The 16,816-nt window shown below is 72.3% G+C and carries 12 protein-coding genes; 4 read left to right on the forward strand and 8 right to left on the reverse strand.

The window, feature by feature from the left end; genetic code table 11:
* The first annotated feature begins 52 nt into the window (after positions 1–52).
* Positions 53–1,600 carry a class I adenylate-forming enzyme family protein gene (locus ACIBK8_RS11260; protein ID WP_399041487.1) on the forward strand — a complete coding sequence of 516 codons (1,548 nt, stop codon included), beginning with the start codon at positions 53–55 and terminating at the stop codon, positions 1,598–1,600.
* A gap of 4 nt (positions 1,601–1,604) precedes the next feature.
* Here the strand turns inward: ACIBK8_RS11260 and ACIBK8_RS11265 are convergent, their stop codons facing one another.
* The 3 genes from ACIBK8_RS11265 to ACIBK8_RS11275 all read right to left on the reverse strand — a co-directional run bounded on the left by ACIBK8_RS11265 (position 1,605) and on the right by ACIBK8_RS11275 (position 8,094).
* Positions 1,605–3,872, reverse strand: a complete 2,268-nt coding sequence (locus ACIBK8_RS11265; protein WP_399041488.1) for a protein kinase — start codon at positions 3,870–3,872, stop codon at positions 1,605–1,607.
* A 196-nt stretch (positions 3,873–4,068) separates the two neighbouring features.
* Positions 4,069–6,006 carry a protein kinase gene (locus ACIBK8_RS11270; protein WP_399041664.1) on the reverse strand — a complete coding sequence of 646 codons (1,938 nt, stop codon included), beginning with the start codon at positions 6,004–6,006 and terminating at the stop codon, positions 4,069–4,071.
* Between the two features lie 381 nt (positions 6,007–6,387).
* The gene (locus ACIBK8_RS11275) at positions 6,388–8,094 is read right to left on the reverse strand and encodes a glycerol-3-phosphate dehydrogenase/oxidase (RefSeq protein ID WP_399041489.1); all 1,707 of its coding nucleotides are present in this window, start codon (positions 8,092–8,094) and stop codon (positions 6,388–6,390) included.
* Between the two features lie 190 nt (positions 8,095–8,284).
* Between ACIBK8_RS11275 and ACIBK8_RS11280 the strand changes: the two genes are divergently transcribed.
* A complete protein-coding gene (locus tag ACIBK8_RS11280; RefSeq protein ID WP_393683544.1) occupies positions 8,285–9,532 on the forward strand; it encodes a nucleotide sugar dehydrogenase in 1,248 nt (415 codons plus the stop codon).
* A 264-nt stretch (positions 9,533–9,796) separates the two neighbouring features.
* Here ACIBK8_RS11280 and ACIBK8_RS11285 read toward each other — a convergent pair whose 3' ends face one another.
* The 4 genes from ACIBK8_RS11285 to ACIBK8_RS11300 all read right to left on the reverse strand — a co-directional run bounded on the left by ACIBK8_RS11285 (position 9,797) and on the right by ACIBK8_RS11300 (position 14,210).
* Positions 9,797–10,918 carry a GuaB3 family IMP dehydrogenase-related protein gene (locus ACIBK8_RS11285; protein WP_399041490.1) on the reverse strand — a complete coding sequence of 374 codons (1,122 nt, stop codon included), beginning with the start codon at positions 10,916–10,918 and terminating at the stop codon, positions 9,797–9,799.
* 95 nt (positions 10,919–11,013) lie between these two features.
* Positions 11,014–12,516, reverse strand: a complete 1,503-nt coding sequence (gene guaB, locus ACIBK8_RS11290; protein WP_399041491.1) for an IMP dehydrogenase — start codon at positions 12,514–12,516, stop codon at positions 11,014–11,016.
* A 149-nt stretch (positions 12,517–12,665) separates the two neighbouring features.
* Complete coding sequence (locus ACIBK8_RS11295; RefSeq protein ID WP_285229389.1) at positions 12,666–13,241, reverse strand: sigma-70 family RNA polymerase sigma factor; 576 nt, start codon at positions 13,239–13,241, stop codon at positions 12,666–12,668.
* 357 nt (positions 13,242–13,598) lie between these two features.
* Complete coding sequence (locus ACIBK8_RS11300; protein ID WP_003948568.1) at positions 13,599–14,210, reverse strand: response regulator transcription factor; 612 nt, start codon at positions 14,208–14,210, stop codon at positions 13,599–13,601.
* Positions 14,211–14,588: 378 nt separating this feature from the next.
* On the opposite strand from ACIBK8_RS11300, the gene ACIBK8_RS11305 reads away from it, so the two are divergent.
* Positions 14,589–14,921, forward strand: coding sequence for a WhiB family transcriptional regulator (locus tag ACIBK8_RS11305; RefSeq protein WP_393683548.1), 333 nt, complete (start codon positions 14,589–14,591; stop codon positions 14,919–14,921).
* Between the two features lie 118 nt (positions 14,922–15,039).
* On the opposite strand, the gene ACIBK8_RS11310 is transcribed toward ACIBK8_RS11305, so the two are convergent.
* Entirely contained in the window at positions 15,040–15,951 is a 912-nt protein-coding gene (locus ACIBK8_RS11310) for a LysR family transcriptional regulator (RefSeq protein WP_393683550.1), read from the reverse strand.
* A gap of 119 nt (positions 15,952–16,070) precedes the next feature.
* On the opposite strand from ACIBK8_RS11310, the gene ACIBK8_RS11315 reads away from it, so the two are divergent.
* Complete coding sequence (locus ACIBK8_RS11315; protein ID WP_399041492.1) at positions 16,071–16,763, forward strand: MOSC domain-containing protein; 693 nt, start codon at positions 16,071–16,073, stop codon at positions 16,761–16,763.
* Positions 16,764–16,816 lie beyond the last annotated feature (53 nt).

Raw genomic sequence — 16,816 nt, forward strand, 5'->3', positions numbered from 1 at the left:
CCCTACCCTCGGGCCAGATCTGACGAGCCGTCAGTCACCGGGAGGGGCCTCCATGACCGGCAGCACCCTGTGGGACCTGGCCGCCTGGCGCGCCGCGCGCACCCCGGACGCCCCCGCGCTCATCCAGGGCCACGAGAGGGCGCGGCACGAGCGCCGGATCACCTTCGGGGCCCTGCACCGGCGCGCTGAACGCCTCGCCGCCGGACTGTACGAACGGGGTGTACGCCCCGGCACCCGGGTCGTCTGGCAACTGCCGACGCGCATCGAAACCGTGCTGGTCAGCCTGGCACTGGCCCGGATCGGCGCGGTCCAGAGCCCCGTCGTACCGCTCTACCGCGACCACGAGACCGGACACGTACTGCGCCGCACCCGGGCCCCGTTCTACCTGAGCCCCGGCACCTGGCGCGGCTTCGACCACACCGCGATGGCCCGCCGCCTGGCCGCGGGGCTGCCGGACCCGCTCACCGTCATCGAGACCTACGACACGCTGCCCGACGCCGACCCCGCCGTGCTGCCCCCGCCGCCCCAAGACGCCCACGCGGTCCGCTGGATCTACTGGACATCCGGCACCACCGCCGCACCCAAAGGCGTCCTGCACACCGACCACAGCCTGCGCACCGCGGGCCGCTGCCTGGCCACGGCGCTGCGCATCGGCCCGTCCGACACCGGCTCGATGGCCTTCCCCTACGCCCATGTCGCCGGGCCCGACTACACCGTCATGCTCCTGCTGCACGGCATCCCCGCCGTCCTCCTGGAGCACTTCGCGCTGCCCGGCTCGCTCGCCGCCTACCGGCGCCACCGCGTCACCGTCGCCGGCGGCTCCACCGCCTTCTACACCCTCTTCCTCGCCGAACAGCGCCAACTGCCGCCCGGCCGCCGCCTGTTGCCGTCCCTGCGGTTGATGGCGGGCGGCGGCGCGCCCCGACCGCCGGGACTCCACCACGACGTGGTCACCGAACTCGGCTGCCGGCTCGCCCACGGCTACGCGATGACCGAGGCACCGATGGTCACCATGGGCGACCCGCTGGAGCACCCGGAACACCTCGCGACCACCGAAGGGCGCCCGCCCCCGGGGATGGAGATCCGCATCGCCCCGGACAGCGGCGAGATCCTGCTGCGCGGCCCGGCCGTCTGCCGCGGCTACCTGGACGAACCGCCGCCCTTCGACACCGACGGCTTCCTCCCCACCGGCGACCTCGGCCACCTCACCCCCACCGGCCACCTCGTCGTCACCGGCCGCCTCAAGGACATCATCATCCGCAAGGGCGAGAACATCTCGGCCCGCGAGATCGAGGACCTGCTCCACCTGCACCCGGACGTCGCCGAAGCCGCCGTCATCGGACTGCCGGACCGGGCGCGCGGCGAACGGGTCTGCGCGGTCGTCGAACAACCGCCGGAAGCAAGGGAGTTGACGCTCGCCGAGGTCACCGCGTACCTGCGGGGCACCGGCCTGGCGCCGCACAAGCTGCCCGAACAGCTGGAGGTGCTGCCCGCCCTGCCGCGCGGCGCGACCCTGCGCAAGGTGCTCAAACAGGAGCTGCGCGAACGGTTCGCGGACGGGCCTTCGGACGCCTTCCCCCGCCCGCGGACCGGGAGTTGAGCGATCAGGCCGGACGGTAGCTGCCGGTCGCCTGGTCGTAGTAGCGGTCCACCTCGCGGCGGTCGTCGTGCGGGCCGATGACCTGGACGAGGTGGTAGCGGCCGTCATGGATCATCGCGAGGTTGCGCACGTACACCTCACGGCCGCTGCTGTCCTTCCAGGTGAAGGTGCCCTCGGCCATCGCCGTCCGCCCCACGTCCGTCCGCCGCAGACCGGACGCCGTCGCCCAGCCGGACCCGCGGTACGGCGCCAGCTCCGGCTCCTTGTCCTGCTGGTACGCCATCGGGTCGGCGCCGAACTTCGCCGTCGTGTCCCGGCCAGGCACGATCACCAGCTCGTAGCCGCCGCCGACGTAGCGGACCTGGCCCCGGTCGTTCGCCGCCCTGCGCTGCCAGCCGTCGCGGACGCCGACCTGGAAGCCCTCGGGGTCCTTGCGCACCTCGAACCCGTCGGCGAGCCCGGCGGGCGCCGTGGTCTGCGGGCTGCCGGTACCCGACGCGCCGCCGCCGTGCTGCCCGTCCTGCGACGGCGCGGGACCACCGGACGGCGTACCGGACGCGGCCGTCGCCTGCATGGCGCCACCAGGACCCGAAGCCCGCGAGCCGGCCTTCGGCAGGAACACCATCGCGTAGACGACGGCACCCACCACCAGCAGCAGGATCAGCGCGAGCAGCAGCCTGCCGAGATGCCGCGGGCTGCGCCGCTGCGGCTTCGGCGGCTTGCCCGGCCGGCCCGGGGCTGCCGCACCCGCGACGGGCGCCGCCCGCTGCCGCTTCGGGCGCTTCGCGGGCCGGGGCGCGACGGCATCGGGCGACCGCCGCGCCGTACCGGCGGCGGCCCGATCGGCGCGCGCACGGCGTACCGCGCCGCGCCGGGACCGCCCGGTGCGGACCAGTTCACCGCGCCGCCGCACGATCGGCAGCCGCCGCGGATCACCGCCCGCGCCCGGCGCCGGCACCGTCACCAGCACACCGCCCAGATCCGGCTCGGGCGCCGTACGGATCACCGACCACAGCAGGACCCGCAGCTCGTCGAAGCCGGGCCTGGCCGCCGGATCCCGGCTCAGCAGCGCCTCGACGACCGGCCGCAGCCGCCCGCACCCGTCGGCCGCCGCCGGAAGCTGCGCACGGACCAGCCGCGCCAGCTCGACGCTGCTCTCCTCGGGGAACGGCGGCCGGCCCTGCACACAGCGGAACAGCAGCGCGCCGACCGCCCAGAGATCGGCGGCGGCACGCGGCGACACCTGCGGGTCCGCCAGCTCCGGCGCCCAGCGCTCGGTGACCGGGCCGATGACCTGGAGCCGCGCCTGCCGGGCCCGTTCGGCGGCGAGCGCCGCACCGGGACGCCCGCCCGGGGCCGCGTCCTGCGGCGGGCCCGCGGGGGCGGGCACCCGGGGTATGGACGGGTCCGGTACGCCATGGGGCTCGGCGCTGCGGGGTGCGGGCAGCCCGCCCGAAGCCCCCGCACCGGGCGCCGCACCCGCGCCGTCCCCTCCCACCCGGGCGGGGTACGCGCCGGTGCCCGGCCCCTCGCCCGCCCCGGCGGCCAGCACCCCGGCAGGTACCGCCCGCGCCCCTTCCACGGCGCCGTGGGCCGTCGCCGCCTGCTTCCGCATCTGCACCCGGGGCTCGGCCTGCGCAGGCCCGGCCCCGTCCCGCGGCACCGGATCGCTCCCGCACAGCGCCTCCTGGGCCGCGCCCACCGCCAGGCCGGTCAGCATCGCGCGGCCGTCGTGGCAGACCAGGACCGTACGCGCGGTGAGATTGCGGTGGGTCCAGCCGTGCGCGTGCAGGGCGCGGAGCGCGGTGAGCACATCGGCGGCGATCTCCGCGGCGCGCTGCACGGTCAGCGGCCCTTCGGCGAGCAGCGCGGACAGCGGGCGTGCGGCGACCAGTTCACCCGCGATCCACAGGCTGCCGTCCTGGACGAACACGTCGAAGACCTGGTCGAGCAGCGGATGGTCGGGCAGCTGCGCCGCGGCGGCTGCGGCCTCCAGCGCGCGCCGCGCCACCGGATCGTGCGGACTGCGGTCGGCCGTCCCCGGCCGCCGGCCCGGCCGCGCCCCTGCGCCACCCGGCGGCCGGCCACCCGCGCCCGGCTCCGCGTCGGCGAACTCCGCCTCCACCACCTCGGGCAACGGCACCTGACGGAGCAGCACTTCCTGCGCGCTGTACGTGTCGAAGGCCCGGGTCTCGGCGAAGTCCTCGTCCCCCGCGGGCCGCAGCGGAAGACGGTACCGCTCGGCGAGCACTCTCCCCGCGTACGCGTCCACGACGCCTCCCCACCCCGCAGCATCTGCCGACCGCGGCCATCTCCGGCCCGCCTGTGCACACTTGCGGCGGCCCGCGCCTGCGGAACTCTCACGATACGCGGCCGGGCGCCAGGACACGGAGCCGAGTGCGCTTTCGACCCGAACCCGGGACCGGCCGGGACGGCCGGCCCCTCACCTCAGCCGAAATCCCGGTGGATCAGGGCTCCTCCGGCCGGAAGCTCTCGGTGAGCAGCTTCCACGCCGAGCGGCTGCCCTCACCGCTCCACTTGTCGGCCGGCGCGGTGTACATCAGGCCGTACCCGAGGTCGTCGTCGACGACGGTGCCGCGGTCCACGGAACGGAACTTCTTGCCGCCGTCCTCGTAGGTGAACTCCCAGTCGGCGGTGGGCCAGTCATGGAACTTCACGGACTTGATGGCGATCCGGTGGTAGTGCGGGCGGCGCATGCCGCCCTCCTGCTTCTTCCAGTCGGCGACCGGGTCGTCCTTCGGCGACGTCGTCCACCCCACGAGCAGCTTCTGATCGTCAGGACCCGTGAAGCGGGCGCCCGCCTTGTCCGTCGAGCGGTACTTCCAGCCCTCCGGAAGCCGCAGCGAGAACCCCTGGTCGTGCGTGTACGAGGTGCCTTCGTCGGGCTTCTTGGACGGCTTGTGCGCCGGCTTGTCCGAGGGCGGGGGCGCGTCACCGTCCTCGCCGTTCTCGTCCTTGTCGTCGCCCTCGCCCTTGTCCGCGCCCTTGGCGGGACGGCTCTGGTCGGCGGTCGCCTTGATGTCCTTGCCCGCGGCGGCGCCGTTGTCGCCGTCATCACCGCTGAGCGCGAAGGCCAGCACGCAGGCCACCACGACGACGACCACCACGACGGCCAGCGTGATCAGGGTGCGGCGCGGTACGACGTCGGTGACCGAGGCCCGGGGCGGCGACGGACGGTCGCCCTCGCCGGGTCTGGACTCCGGGCGGGCCGCGGCGGCTGCCGTGGCGGCGGCGTTGCGCACCGACTGGAGCGCCCCGCGCATCCGCTCCTTGGCCGCGTCCGAGTCGAACCCAGGACGGCCGCCGGACGACGCCTTCGCGGGCACACCGGCCACCGGCGCACCACCGGGCTTCGGCGGCGCCTCGGCCTTGTCCCCCGGCGCACCGCCGGACGCGCCACCGCCCGCCGCAGGCCCGGCCGGCTTCGGCTTGCGCTGCGGGCGCTTGGGCACGGCCTTCGGCTTGGGCTTCGCCGCGGGCCGAGGCGGCGTCCGCTCCTCGGGGACCGTCGGCAGCGCCATCGCCCGGGTCGCGTCCATCGGCGCCTGCGCCTCGGCTTCATCCGGCGCGTGGATGACGTCCGTCAGCAGGGCACGCGCCCCGGCGTCGTCCAGCCGCCCCGCCGGGTCCTTGACCAGCAGGCCGTAGATGACCTCTTCCAGGGCGCCGGCGCTCTTCGGCTTCTCGACCGGCTCGGTCATCACCGCGGTCAGGGTGGCGATCGCCGACCCCTTGTCGTACGGGGGCACACCCTCGACGCAGGCGTACAGCAGGCCGCCCAGGGACCACAGGTCGGCGGGCGGGCCCGGCTTCTGGCCGCGGGCGCGCTCGGGGGAGATGTAGGAGGGCGCGCCGACGAGCATGCCGGTGGAGGTCACCGACGGGTCGCCCTCGACCTGGGCGATGCCGAAGTCGGTCAGCACGACCCGCCCGTCGTCGGACATCAGGACGTTGGAGGGCTTCACGTCGCGATGCAGGATGCCCTCGCGGTGGGCGGCGCGCAGCACGTCCAGGACGGCCAGGCCGACCTCGGCGGCCCGACGCGGGGTGAGCGGCCCGTCGTCGCGCACCAGTTCGGCCAGCGAACGCCCCTCGACCAGCTCCATCACGATCCACGGCCGGTCGTCCTCGTCGACCACGTCGTACACCGTCACCGCGCCGTTGTTGCGGATCCGGGCGATCGCCTTGGCCTCGCGCAGGGTGCGGGTGATCAGCCGGCGCTTCTCGTCCTCTTCCACGCCGCCGGGGAAACGCAGCTCCTTGACCGCGACCGTCCGGCCCAGCACCTCGTCGCGCGCCCGCCAGACCGTGCCCATGCCACCGCGGCCGAGGACTCCGGCGAGCCGGTAACGGCCGGCGAGCAGCCTGCCCTCCTTGCCGTCCATCTCGACCTCGTCGCCCACTGAATCCCCTCTGCAATCCAGCCGAGTTGGCGGCTTCGATATGGCATCGATCGCCAAACTGACCCAACTCGGACAACCCACCCTGGCAGAGCCTTCATTCTCCCTCATCCGCGGCCGTGCGGAAGGCCCGGGGCTGTGACGTGCCGCGCCCCGTACGCCCGTCATCATGGCCCCGGCGAACGGGAGTCCCGATGACGACGCGACGGCCGCGCGGCGCCCTGACACCGCTCGCACGGGTGACCGCCCGCCGGCTCCTCGACCACACGAGCGGATCGTTCCGCCCTGGGACGCAGGGCGCGGCGCGGGGCACGGCAAGGGCGACCGCCGCGGCAGGCGACGGTCGCCCCTGATCCTGACCGCGGACTACAGCGGCACGATGTCGGGCGCGCCCAGCCGGGCCGCGTCCGCCGTCAAGTCGTCCGGCTGCCGCTGCGATTCGCGCTCCGCCTCGACCCTCTTCTGATAGTGCGCGACCTCCTTGTCGATCTGCGCCGCGTCCCAGCCCAGCGCGGGCGCCATCAGTTCGGCCACCTCACGGGCGCAGCGGGTGCCGCGGTCGAAGGTCTCGATCGAGATGCGGGTGCGCCGGGTCAGCACGTCGTCCAGGTGCCGGGCGCCCTCGTGCGTGCACGCGTACACCGCCTCGGCCCGCAGGTAGTCGTCGGCGCCGGTCAGCGGCTCGCCCAGCGAGGGATCGGCCACCACCAGCTCCAGCAGCTCGTCGGCGAGGGAGCCGTAACGGTTCAGCAGATGCTCGATGCGGGCGACGTGCAGCCCGGTGCGGGCCGCGATCCTGGCCCGCGCGTTCCACAGCGCCTTGTAGCCCTCGGCACCGACCAGCGGCACGTCCTCCGTCACGCACTCCGCGACCCGCTGGTCCAGACCGTGCACCGCCTCGTCCACCGCGTCCTTGGCCATCACCCGGTACGTCGTGTACTTGCCGCCCGCGACGACCACGAGACCCGGCACCGGGTGCGCCACCGTGTGCTCCCGCGACAGCTTGCTCGTGGCATCCGACTCGCCCGCCAGCAACGGCCGCAGCCCGGCGTAGACACCCTCCACGTCGTCCCTGGTCAGCGGGGTCGCGAGCACCGAGTTCACGTGCTCAAGCAGGTAGTCGATGTCGGCGCTGGACGCCGCCGGATGGGTCTTGTCCAGATCCCAGTCGGTGTCCGTGGTGCCGATGATCCAGTGCCGCCCCCAGGGGATGACGAACAGCACGCTCTTCTCGGTCCGCAGGATCAGCCCGGTCGTCGAATGGATCCGGTCCTTGGGGACGACGAGGTGGATCCCCTTCGACGCACGGACGTGGAACTGCCCGCGCTCACCGATCAGCGCCTGGGTGTCATCGGTCCACACCCCGGTCGCGTTGACGATCTGCCGGGCCCGCACCTCGTACGTCCCGCCCGCCTCGACGTCCTCCACCCGCGCGCCGACCACCCGCTCGCCCTCGCGCAGAAAGCCCACCACCCGCGCCCGGTTGGCGACCTGCGCGCCGTACGCGGCGGCGGTCCGCACCATCGTCGCGACGTAGCGCGCGTCGTCCATCTGCGCGTCGTAGTACTGCAACGCCCCGACCAGCGCGTCCTTCTTCAGGCAGGGCGCCACCCGCAGTGCCCGCTTGTGCGACAGATGCCGGTGGACGGGCAGCCCTCGGCCGTGCCCCGACGAGATCGACATGCCGTCGTAGAGCGCGACACCCGAACCGGCGTACCAGCGCTCCCAGCCCTTGTGCTGCAACGGGTAGAGGAAGGGCACCGGCTTCACGAGATGCGGCGCGAGCCGCTCCAGCAGCAGCCCGCGCTCCTTGAGCGCCTCCCGCACCAGCGCGAAGTCCAGCATCTCCAGATACCGCAGCCCGCCGTGGATGAGCTTGCTCGACCGGCTCGACGTGCCCGATGCCCAGTCGCGGGCCTCGACGAGTCCGGTGCTCAGTCCGCGGGTCGCCGCGTCCAGTGCGGTACCGGCGCCGACGACGCCGCCGCCGACCACCAGAATGTCCAGCTCCCGCTCCGCCATTCGGGCGAGCGCCTCGGCACGCTGCGCCGGTCCCAGTGTCGCTGTCTTCACCACTGCCTCCCGCTGTGATCGGGGCCACACCCCCGTCTGTCGAGTCTGTCCGCGCTACGTGGCCGTATCCACCCCCTCTGCCCGATGCGGCAACACCCCGCGACCTTGATCGACCAATTCCCATTCTGCGGGAAATGTCGGCTTAGTCTACTTATGCGTCAATCAGAAACCCGGGAAGGACGGCCGCAGCATGCCCGCAGACCTCGCCGTCATCGGACTAGGTCACCTCGGCCTCCCCCTCGCCCAGGCCGCCACCGCGGCCGGCATCAAAACCGTCGGCTACGACCCCGCACCACACGCCGCCGCGCCCTCAGGCGCCGACGGGCCGCTCTCGGCGACCGAGATGCGCCGGCTCCTCGCGGCGGGCTTCCGCACCACCACCGACCCCGCCGCGCTCGGCAAGGTCCGCACCGCCGTCATCTGCGCGCCCACCCCGCTCGGCGAGGACCGCGCACTGGACCTGACCGGCATCGCCGACGCGGCCCGCGCGCTCGCCGCCCAACTGCGCCCGCACACCACGGTCGTCCTCGAATCCGCCGGGTACCCCGGCACCACCGAAGAATTCCTGCGCCCGCTCCTCGAAGAGGGCTCAGGACTCACCGCGGGCCGCGACTTCCACCTCGCCTGCTCCCCCAGCAGGCACGACCCGGGCAACCGCGGCCACCGCTACGGCAACACCCCCAAGGTCATCGGCGGCCTCACCCCCGCCTGCACGGAAGCCGCCGCCGCCTTCTACGGCCGCCTCACCGACAAGGTCGTACGCGCCCGCGGCCCCCGCGAGGCGGAGACCGCCAAGCTCCTGGAGACCAACTACCGCCACATCAACATCGCCCTGATGAACGAGATGGCGGTCTTCTGCCACGACATCGGCGTCGACCTCTGGGACGTCATCCGCTGCGCCGAGACCAAACCGTTCGGCTTCCAGTCCTTCCGCCCAGGGCCCGGAGTCGGCGGCCACGCGGCCCCCGTCGACCCCAACTACCTCGCCTACAAAGGGCGTTCGCTCGGCTACCCGCTCCGCATGGTCGAACTCGCCCAAGAGGTCAACACCCGCATGCCGCGCTACATCATCCAGCGCTGCGCCACGCTCCTCAACGAGCACGGCAAGTCCGCCCGCGGCGCCCGGGTCCTGCTGCTCGGCGTCACCTACAAGCCGGACATCGGCGACCAGGAGGGCTCCCCCGCCCGCGAAATCGCCGCCCGCCTCATGGAACTCGGCGCCCACATCACGTACCACGACCCCTACGTCCCCCACTGGACGGTCCTCGACCGCCCCGTCCCCCGCGCCGACTCCCTCTACGAAGCCGCCACCGGCGCCGACCTCACGGTCCTCCTCCAGCCCCACCGCACCTACGACCTCCAGGGCCTCTCGGTCAAGGCCCAACTCCTCCTGGACACCCGCGGCGCCACCCCCACCGGCACCGCACACCGCCTGTAACCACACCCCGGCGATAACCACACGCAAAAAGACCGGCCCGCCGACACACGTCGGCGGACCGGTCTCTGCTTGTCTCCACCCCCACTCAGGGACGGACGCCCACTCCCCGGGAGGGGCCGGGCCGCAGGGACGCAGTCCCGGAGGCCCGGCACCGCACCCGAAATCCCCACCGGGCGCCCGCCCCACCACCCACCCCGCTCCCGCCGCAGGCGGGTTCAGCACAACAGACGAGGCACGCCGGGACGGACGGCAACGTGGGAGACGCTAGCGCCGCGCCGTCGGCGCCACCGTCACCTCGACCCGCTGGAACTCCTTCAGCTCGGAGTAGCCGGTGGTGGCCATCGCCCGGCGCAGCGCACCGAAGAAGTTCATCGAACCGTCCGGGGTGTTCGACGGGCCGAGCAGCACCTCCTCCGTCGTGCCGACCGCACCGAGGTCCATCCGCTTGCCGCGCGGCACGTCCTCGTGCACGGCCTCCATACCCCAGTGGTGACCGCGGCCGGGCGCATCGGTCGCGCGGGCCAGCGGGGAGCCCATCATCACGGCGTCCGCACCGCAGGCGATGGCCTTCGGCAGGTCGCCGGACCAGCCCACGCCGCCGTCGGCGATGACGTGGACGTAACGACCGCCGGACTCGTCCATGTAGTCCCGGCGCGCAGCCGCGACATCGGCCACCGCCGTCGCCATCGGGACCTGGATGCCCAGGACGTTACGGGTGGTGTGCGCGGCGCCGCCGCCGAAGCCGACCAGCACACCGGCAGCACCGGTCCGCATCAGGTGCAGCGCGGCGGTGTACGTGGCGCAGCCGCCGACGATGACCGGGACGTCCAGCTCGTAGATGAACTGCTTGAGGTTCAGCGGCTCGGCGGCGGACGACACGTGCTCGGCCGAGACCGTCGTCCCGCGGATCACGAAGATGTCCACGCCGGCGTCCACCACGGCCTTGGAGAACTGCGCGGTGCGCTGCGGCGAGAGCGCGGCGGCGGTGACGACACCCGAGTCGCGCACCTCCTTGATCCGCTGGCCGATCAGCTCTTCCTTGATCGGCGCCGCGTAGATCTCCTGGAGCCGCTTGGTGGCCGCGTCGCTGTCCAGCTCGGCGATCTCGGCGAGCAGCGGCTCGGGGTCCTCGTAGCGCGTCCAGAGCCCTTCCAGGTTCAGGACGCCGAGGCCGCCCAGCTCGCCGATGCGGATGGCGGTCTGCGGGGAGACCACCGAGTCCATCGGTGCCGCCAGGAACGGCAGGTCGAAGCGGTAGGCATCGATCTGCCAGGCGATCGAGACCTCCTTCGGGTCGCGCGTACGGCGACTCGGTACGACGGCGATGTCGTCGAAGGCGTATGCCCTACGGCCGCGCTTGCCGCGCCCGATCTCGATCTCAGTCACGTTGGTGTGGCCTTTCCCTCTACGTCTGCCGTTCCAGTATCCCCGACACGACGGAACCCGCGGCCGGGGTCCGGCCGCGGGCTCCGTCGCGCGTGCTAGCGCCGGGAGTAGTTCGGCGCTTCGGTCGTCATCTGGATGTCGTGCGGGTGGCTCTCCTTGAGGCCCGCGGACGTGATCCGGACGAACCGGCCCTTGTCCTTCAGCTCCGGGATGTCGGCGGAGCCGACGTAGCCCATGGAGGCGCGCAGGCCGCCGACGAGCTGGTGGGCGACCGAGGAGAGCGGGCCGCGGTAGGGCACCTGGCCCTCGATGCCCTCGGGCACCAGCTTGTCCTCGGAGAGGACGTTGTCCTGGAAGTAGCGGTCCTTGGAGAAGGACTTGCCCTGTCCACGGGACTGCATCGCGCCCAGCGAGCCCATGCCGCGGTACGACTTGAACTGCTTGCCGTTGATGAAGACCATCTCGCCGGGCGACTCCTCGCAGCCGGCCAGCAGCGAGCCCAGCATGACGGTGTCCGCACCGGCCGCGATGGCCTTGGCGATGTCGCCGGAGAACTGCAGGCCACCGTCGCCGATCAGCGGCACCCCCGCCGCGTGCGCGGCCTGTGCGGCCTCGTAGATCGCGGTGACCTGCGGCACGCCGACACCGGCGACGACGCGGGTGGTGCAGATCGAGCCGGGCCCGACGCCGACCTTGATGCCGTCGACACCCGCGTCGATCATGGCCTGGGCGCCGTCACGGGTGGCGACGTTGCCGCCGACGACGTCCACGCCGATGTTGGACTTGACCTTGGCGATCATGTCGAGGATGCCGCGGCTGTGGCCGTGCGCGCTGTCCACGACGAGGAAGTCCGCACCGGCCTCGACCAGCGCCTGCGCCCGGTCGTACGCCGCGTCGCCGACACCCACCGCGGCACCGACGACCAGCCGGCCCTCGGCGTCCTTGGCCGCGTTCGGGTACTTCTCGGCCTTGACGAAGTCCTTGACGGTGATCAGACCCTTGAGCACACCGGAGTCGTCGACCAGCGGCAGCTTCTCGATCTTGTGGCGGCGCAGCAGCTCGATGGCGTCCTCGCCGGAGATCCCGACCTTGCCCGTGACCAGCGGCATCGGCGTCATGACCTCGCGGACCTGACGGCTGCGGTCCATCTCGAAGGCCATGTCGCGGTTGGTCACGATGCCGAGCAGCTTGCCCGCGGCGTCGGTGACCGGCACACCGGAGATACGGAACTTCGCACAGAGCGCGTCGGCCTCGGCGAGGGTGGCGTCGGGACGGACCGTGATCGGGTCGGTGACCATGCCGGACTCGGAGCGCTTGACCAGGTCGACCTGGTTGGCCTGGTCCTCGATGGAGAGGTTGCGGTGCAGCACACCCGCACCACCCTGACGCGCCATGGCGATCGCCATCCGCGCCTCGGTGACCTTGTCCATCGCCGCCGAGAGCAGCGGGATGTTCACCCGTACGTTCCGCGATACCCGGGAGGCGGTGCTGACCGCGTTCGGCAGCACCTCCGAAGCGCCGGGCAGCAGCAGAACGTCGTCGTATGTCAGCCCAAGCATGGCGAATTTGGCGGGCATACCGTCGACGTTGTCACTCATGACACCTTCCCCAATGCTCTTGCCTCAGCGCGGATCTCCATGCTAACGGCCCGCGGAGGTGTCTCATTCCACGAGCGATGAGGGGCTCATCACCCGTAGCTTCCTACGGCCATATCCAGCCAGTTCACAGGGGGTTTCCCGTCGCCGGGCTACTGCTCGGCGAGCGCCCGCAACCGACTCAGCGCACGGTGCTGGGCGACCCGCACCGCACCCGGTGACATCCCGAGCATCTGCCCGGTCTCCTCGGCCGTCAGCCCGACGGCGACCCGCAGCAGCACCAGCTCGCGCTGATTCTCCGGAAGGTTGGCCAGCAGCTTCTTCGCCCACGCGGCGTCGCTGCTCAGCAGCGCCCGCTCCTCGGGGCCGAGCGAATCGTCGGGCTGCTCGGGCATCTCGTCGGACGGCACGGCCGTGCTGCCGGGCCCGCGCATCGCCGCCCGCTGGAGGTCGGCGACCTTGTGCCCGGCGATCGCGAAGACGAACGCCTCGAAGGGCTTTCCGGTGTCGCGGTAGCGCGGCAGCGCGCAGAGCACCGCGACGCAGACCTCCTGCGCCAGGTCCTCCACGAAGTGCCGGGCGTCACCGGGAAGCCGGGAGAGCCGGGTGCGGCAGTACCGCAGCGCGAGGGGGTGCACATGGGCCAGCAGGTCGTGTGTGGCCCGCTGATCGCCCTCGACTGCGCGTGCGACGAGATCGCCGATCTCCTGCTTGCCGTCATCGCGCATCGGTCCATGGTGCCTTGGTGCGGCACCGGGTTCGGCACCGCCCTCGTCGTTGTGCACTGAACCGTTACGAGCCGCTGCGTTAGCACGCACGTCCCACGCCTCCCCCGATCGGGTTGTGCCCATGCCGACCCCGAGTCCTCGCCGGTAGCGTGTATCCGTGCCGTGAGGCACCGGGTAGGGCTTGTCCGTCATGAGGTCTCTTCTGGCCGAGTGAGAAGCCCCGGCCTCCGCCGGGGAGGAGTCACACGTCAAGGATGCGGCATCCCGTGACGTTTCGGCGCCGAGCGTCGTACAACGGGGCTACGACGGCCGCCACCCGAACCAGCGGCGCCCGCCATAACCCCGTCGCCCAGCAGGTCAGCGGACGAGCCCCCAGCGGAAGCCCAACGCCACCGCGTGCGCCCGGTCGGATGCGCCGAGTTTCTTGAAGAGACGCCTGGCGTGCGTCTTGACCGTGTCCTCGGACAGAAACAGTTCGCGGCCGATCTCGGCGTTCGAGCGGCCGTGGCTCATCCCCTCCAGCACCTGGATCTCGCGGGCGGTGAGCGTCGGTGCGGCGCCCATCTCGGCGGACCGCAGCCGGCGCGGGGCGAGCCGCCACGTCGGATCGGCGAGCGCCTGGGTCACCGTCGCCCGCAGCTCGGCGCGCGAGGCGTCCTTGTGCAGATAGCCACGGGCACCGGCGGCGACCGCGAGCGCGACGCCGTCCAGATCCTCGGCCACCGTGAGCATGATGATCCGGGCGCCGGGGTCGGCGGACAGCAGCCGCCGCACGGTCTCGACGCCGCCGAGTCCGGGCATCCGTACATCCATCAAAATCAGATCCGAGCGATCGGCACCCCAGCGGCGGAGGACTTCCTCGCCGTTGGCAGCCGTCGTCACACGCTCGACGCCGGGGACGGTCGCAACCGCCCGGCGGAGCGCTTCTCGGGCAAGCGGGGAGTCGTCGCAGACGAGGACGGAAGTCATGACCGTCCTCCGCAGCTGATGCGCGTCACCTTGAGCCTCCAGGCTGGTACGTATCGTCACCTGTGCGATTGACGGCCTCGGACACCTGCCCGAGGTCTACCTCTGTCAACCGCCTCCGCACACTCAACGACGGTCACTCGAAAGAGTTACGGGTTCGACGACCGACTTCGGCACGCTGCGTAAGGACCCGGATACGCAGACGGAACAGCGGACGGCCGCCACCTCGCGCGCACCCTATGCCCTATTTGGCTCTCTTTCTTCCATTTTCCTGCCAGGTGAGGCTAGATTCGCAATGAGTCATATTTACATCTACTTACACAGTAGATGTACGTTCTTGAGCACCGAGCCCGATACAGCATCGCTTCGAGGGGACAAGCAATGGCAGATTTCTCCCGCCTCCCGGGCCCGAACGCAGACCTCTGGGACTGGCAACTGCTGGCCGCCTGCCGCGGCGTGGACAGTTCACTGTTCTTCCACCCCGAGGGCGAGCGCGGAGCGGCCCGCAGCGCGCGTGAGACATCGGCGAAGGAGGTCTGCATGCGCTGCCCCGTGCGGGCCGAATGTGCGGCGCATGCCCTGGCCGTCCGCGAGCCCTACGGGGTCTGGGGCGGCCTGACCGAGGACGAGCGCGAGGAGCTGATGGGCCGGGCCCGCCACCGGCTGATCCCCGCGACCACACTGGCCGGCCCCGCAGGTCCCGGCGTCGACTGACACCCAGGGAGCGCAACCACTCAGGAGAAACGTTCCTGCACCTCGGCCCGCGCACCTGTCCCGCACGCACGGGCGGAGTGTGGCTGCGGCCTTCGCGGGCGGGCGGACGACGTCCGGGTCACCGTCCGGCGGCGCGCACCAGTTGGTCGAGCATGGCGTCGACCGCGGGCACCCTGGCCAGGTCGGGCAGCGTGAGCGCGACGATCTCGCGGTGCACGGGAGGCTCCAGGCGCACCGCTCTGGCCCCCTTGGGGCGTACCGACTCCACGGCGAGTTCGGGCAGCGCCGCCACCCCGAGGCCCGCGCCGACCAGGCCGATCACGGCGGGGTAGTCGTCGGTGGCGAAATCGATGCGCGGGGTGAAGCCGGCGCTCTCGCAGACCTCCACCAGGTGCCTGCGGCACCGGGGGCAGCCCGCGATCCACGGTTCGTCGGCCAGGTCGGCGAAGCTCGCCGCACCTGCCGCAGCCAGCCGGTGGCCCGTCGGTACCAGTCCGATCAGCCGGTCGGCGAGGATCGGCCTGACCACCAGGTCGTCCCACTCCGCCCCGGCCTCGGGGTCGGCGCCGCGTACCTCCGGATAGCGGAAGGCCAGCGCGATTTCGCAGTCGCCGTTGCGGAGCATCTCGATGGAGCGCGGCGGTTCGGCCTCCACCAGGGAGACGCGGGTACGGGGATGGGCCGCGCGCATCGCCCCCAGCGCGGCGGGCACCAGCGTCGAACTGCCCGACGGGAACGACACCAGCCGCACCCGGCCGGCCCGCAGCCCGGCGATGGCGGCGATCTCCTCCTCGGCGGCGGTGAGCCCGGCCAGGATGCCGACGGCGTGCCGTACCAGCGCCTCGCCCGCTTGGGTCAGCCGCATCTCGCGGCCCGCGCGGACCAGCAGCGGGGTGCCCGCGGACTGTTCCAGGGCCTTCATCTGCTGGCTGACGGCCGGCTGGGTGCAGCCGAGTTCGCGGGCGGCGGCGGAGAAGGAGCCGGTGTGGGCGACCGCGCGGAGCACACGGAGATGACGAGCCTCGATCATTCTTCAAGCATAAGCACGACTTGGAGGGGAACTATAAATTCCGGACACGGCTTTGAGGAGAGCCGCCGTCGGTCTCTTCACCGCGAGAGACTTCCGGCCCGCTCGCTTACGTTGGCGGTATGGAGCCTCAGCACCGTAGGCAGCTGTTGACCGTGAACGTGGGGCGCCCGGCCCCTTCCGCGCACACCGACGCCGACGGCGGGCGCACCGGCTTCGACAAGAGGCCGGTGGACGGCCCGGTGACGGTGGCCGCGCCCGGACCCAAGGGCCTGGCCGGCAGCGGGCTCACGGGCGACTCGGTGGTCGACATCCGCCATCACGGCGGCGACGACCAGGCCGTGTACGCCTACGCCCGCGAAGATCTGGACGTCTGGCAGCGCGAACTCGACCGGGAGCTGGCCAACGGCGCCTTCGGCGAGAACCTCACCACCTCGGGTGTGGAGGTCACCGGCGCCCGGATCGGCGAGCGCTGGCGGATCGGCCGGCGGGTGCTGCTGGAGGTGACGTCGCCGCGCGTTCCGTGCCGGACGTTCCAGGGGCGGATGGGCCGCAGTGGCTGGATCAAGCGGTTCACGCAGGCGGGGCTGCCCGGCGCGTATCTGCGGGTGATCGAGCCGGGTGAGATCCAGGCGGGCGACGGTGTCGGGCTGGTGTTCCGGCCGGATCACGACATCACCGTGGGGCTGGTGTTCCGGGCGGTGACCACACGCCGGGAGCTGCTGCCGCGGCTGCTGGCCGCCGGGGACGCGCTGCATCCGGAGGCACGGGGGCGGGCGCTGGCGTACATCGAGCGGCAGCGGAAGGCGAGTTGAGGGGCGGGTGCGGCGTCCTCGGGTGACCGGGCGGCGGGGATGGGTGGGTTCAT

This window comes from Streptomyces sp. NPDC050161, from assembly GCF_044460025.1.
In the GTDB taxonomy this organism is placed as follows: domain Bacteria; phylum Actinomycetota; class Actinomycetes; order Streptomycetales; family Streptomycetaceae; genus Streptomyces.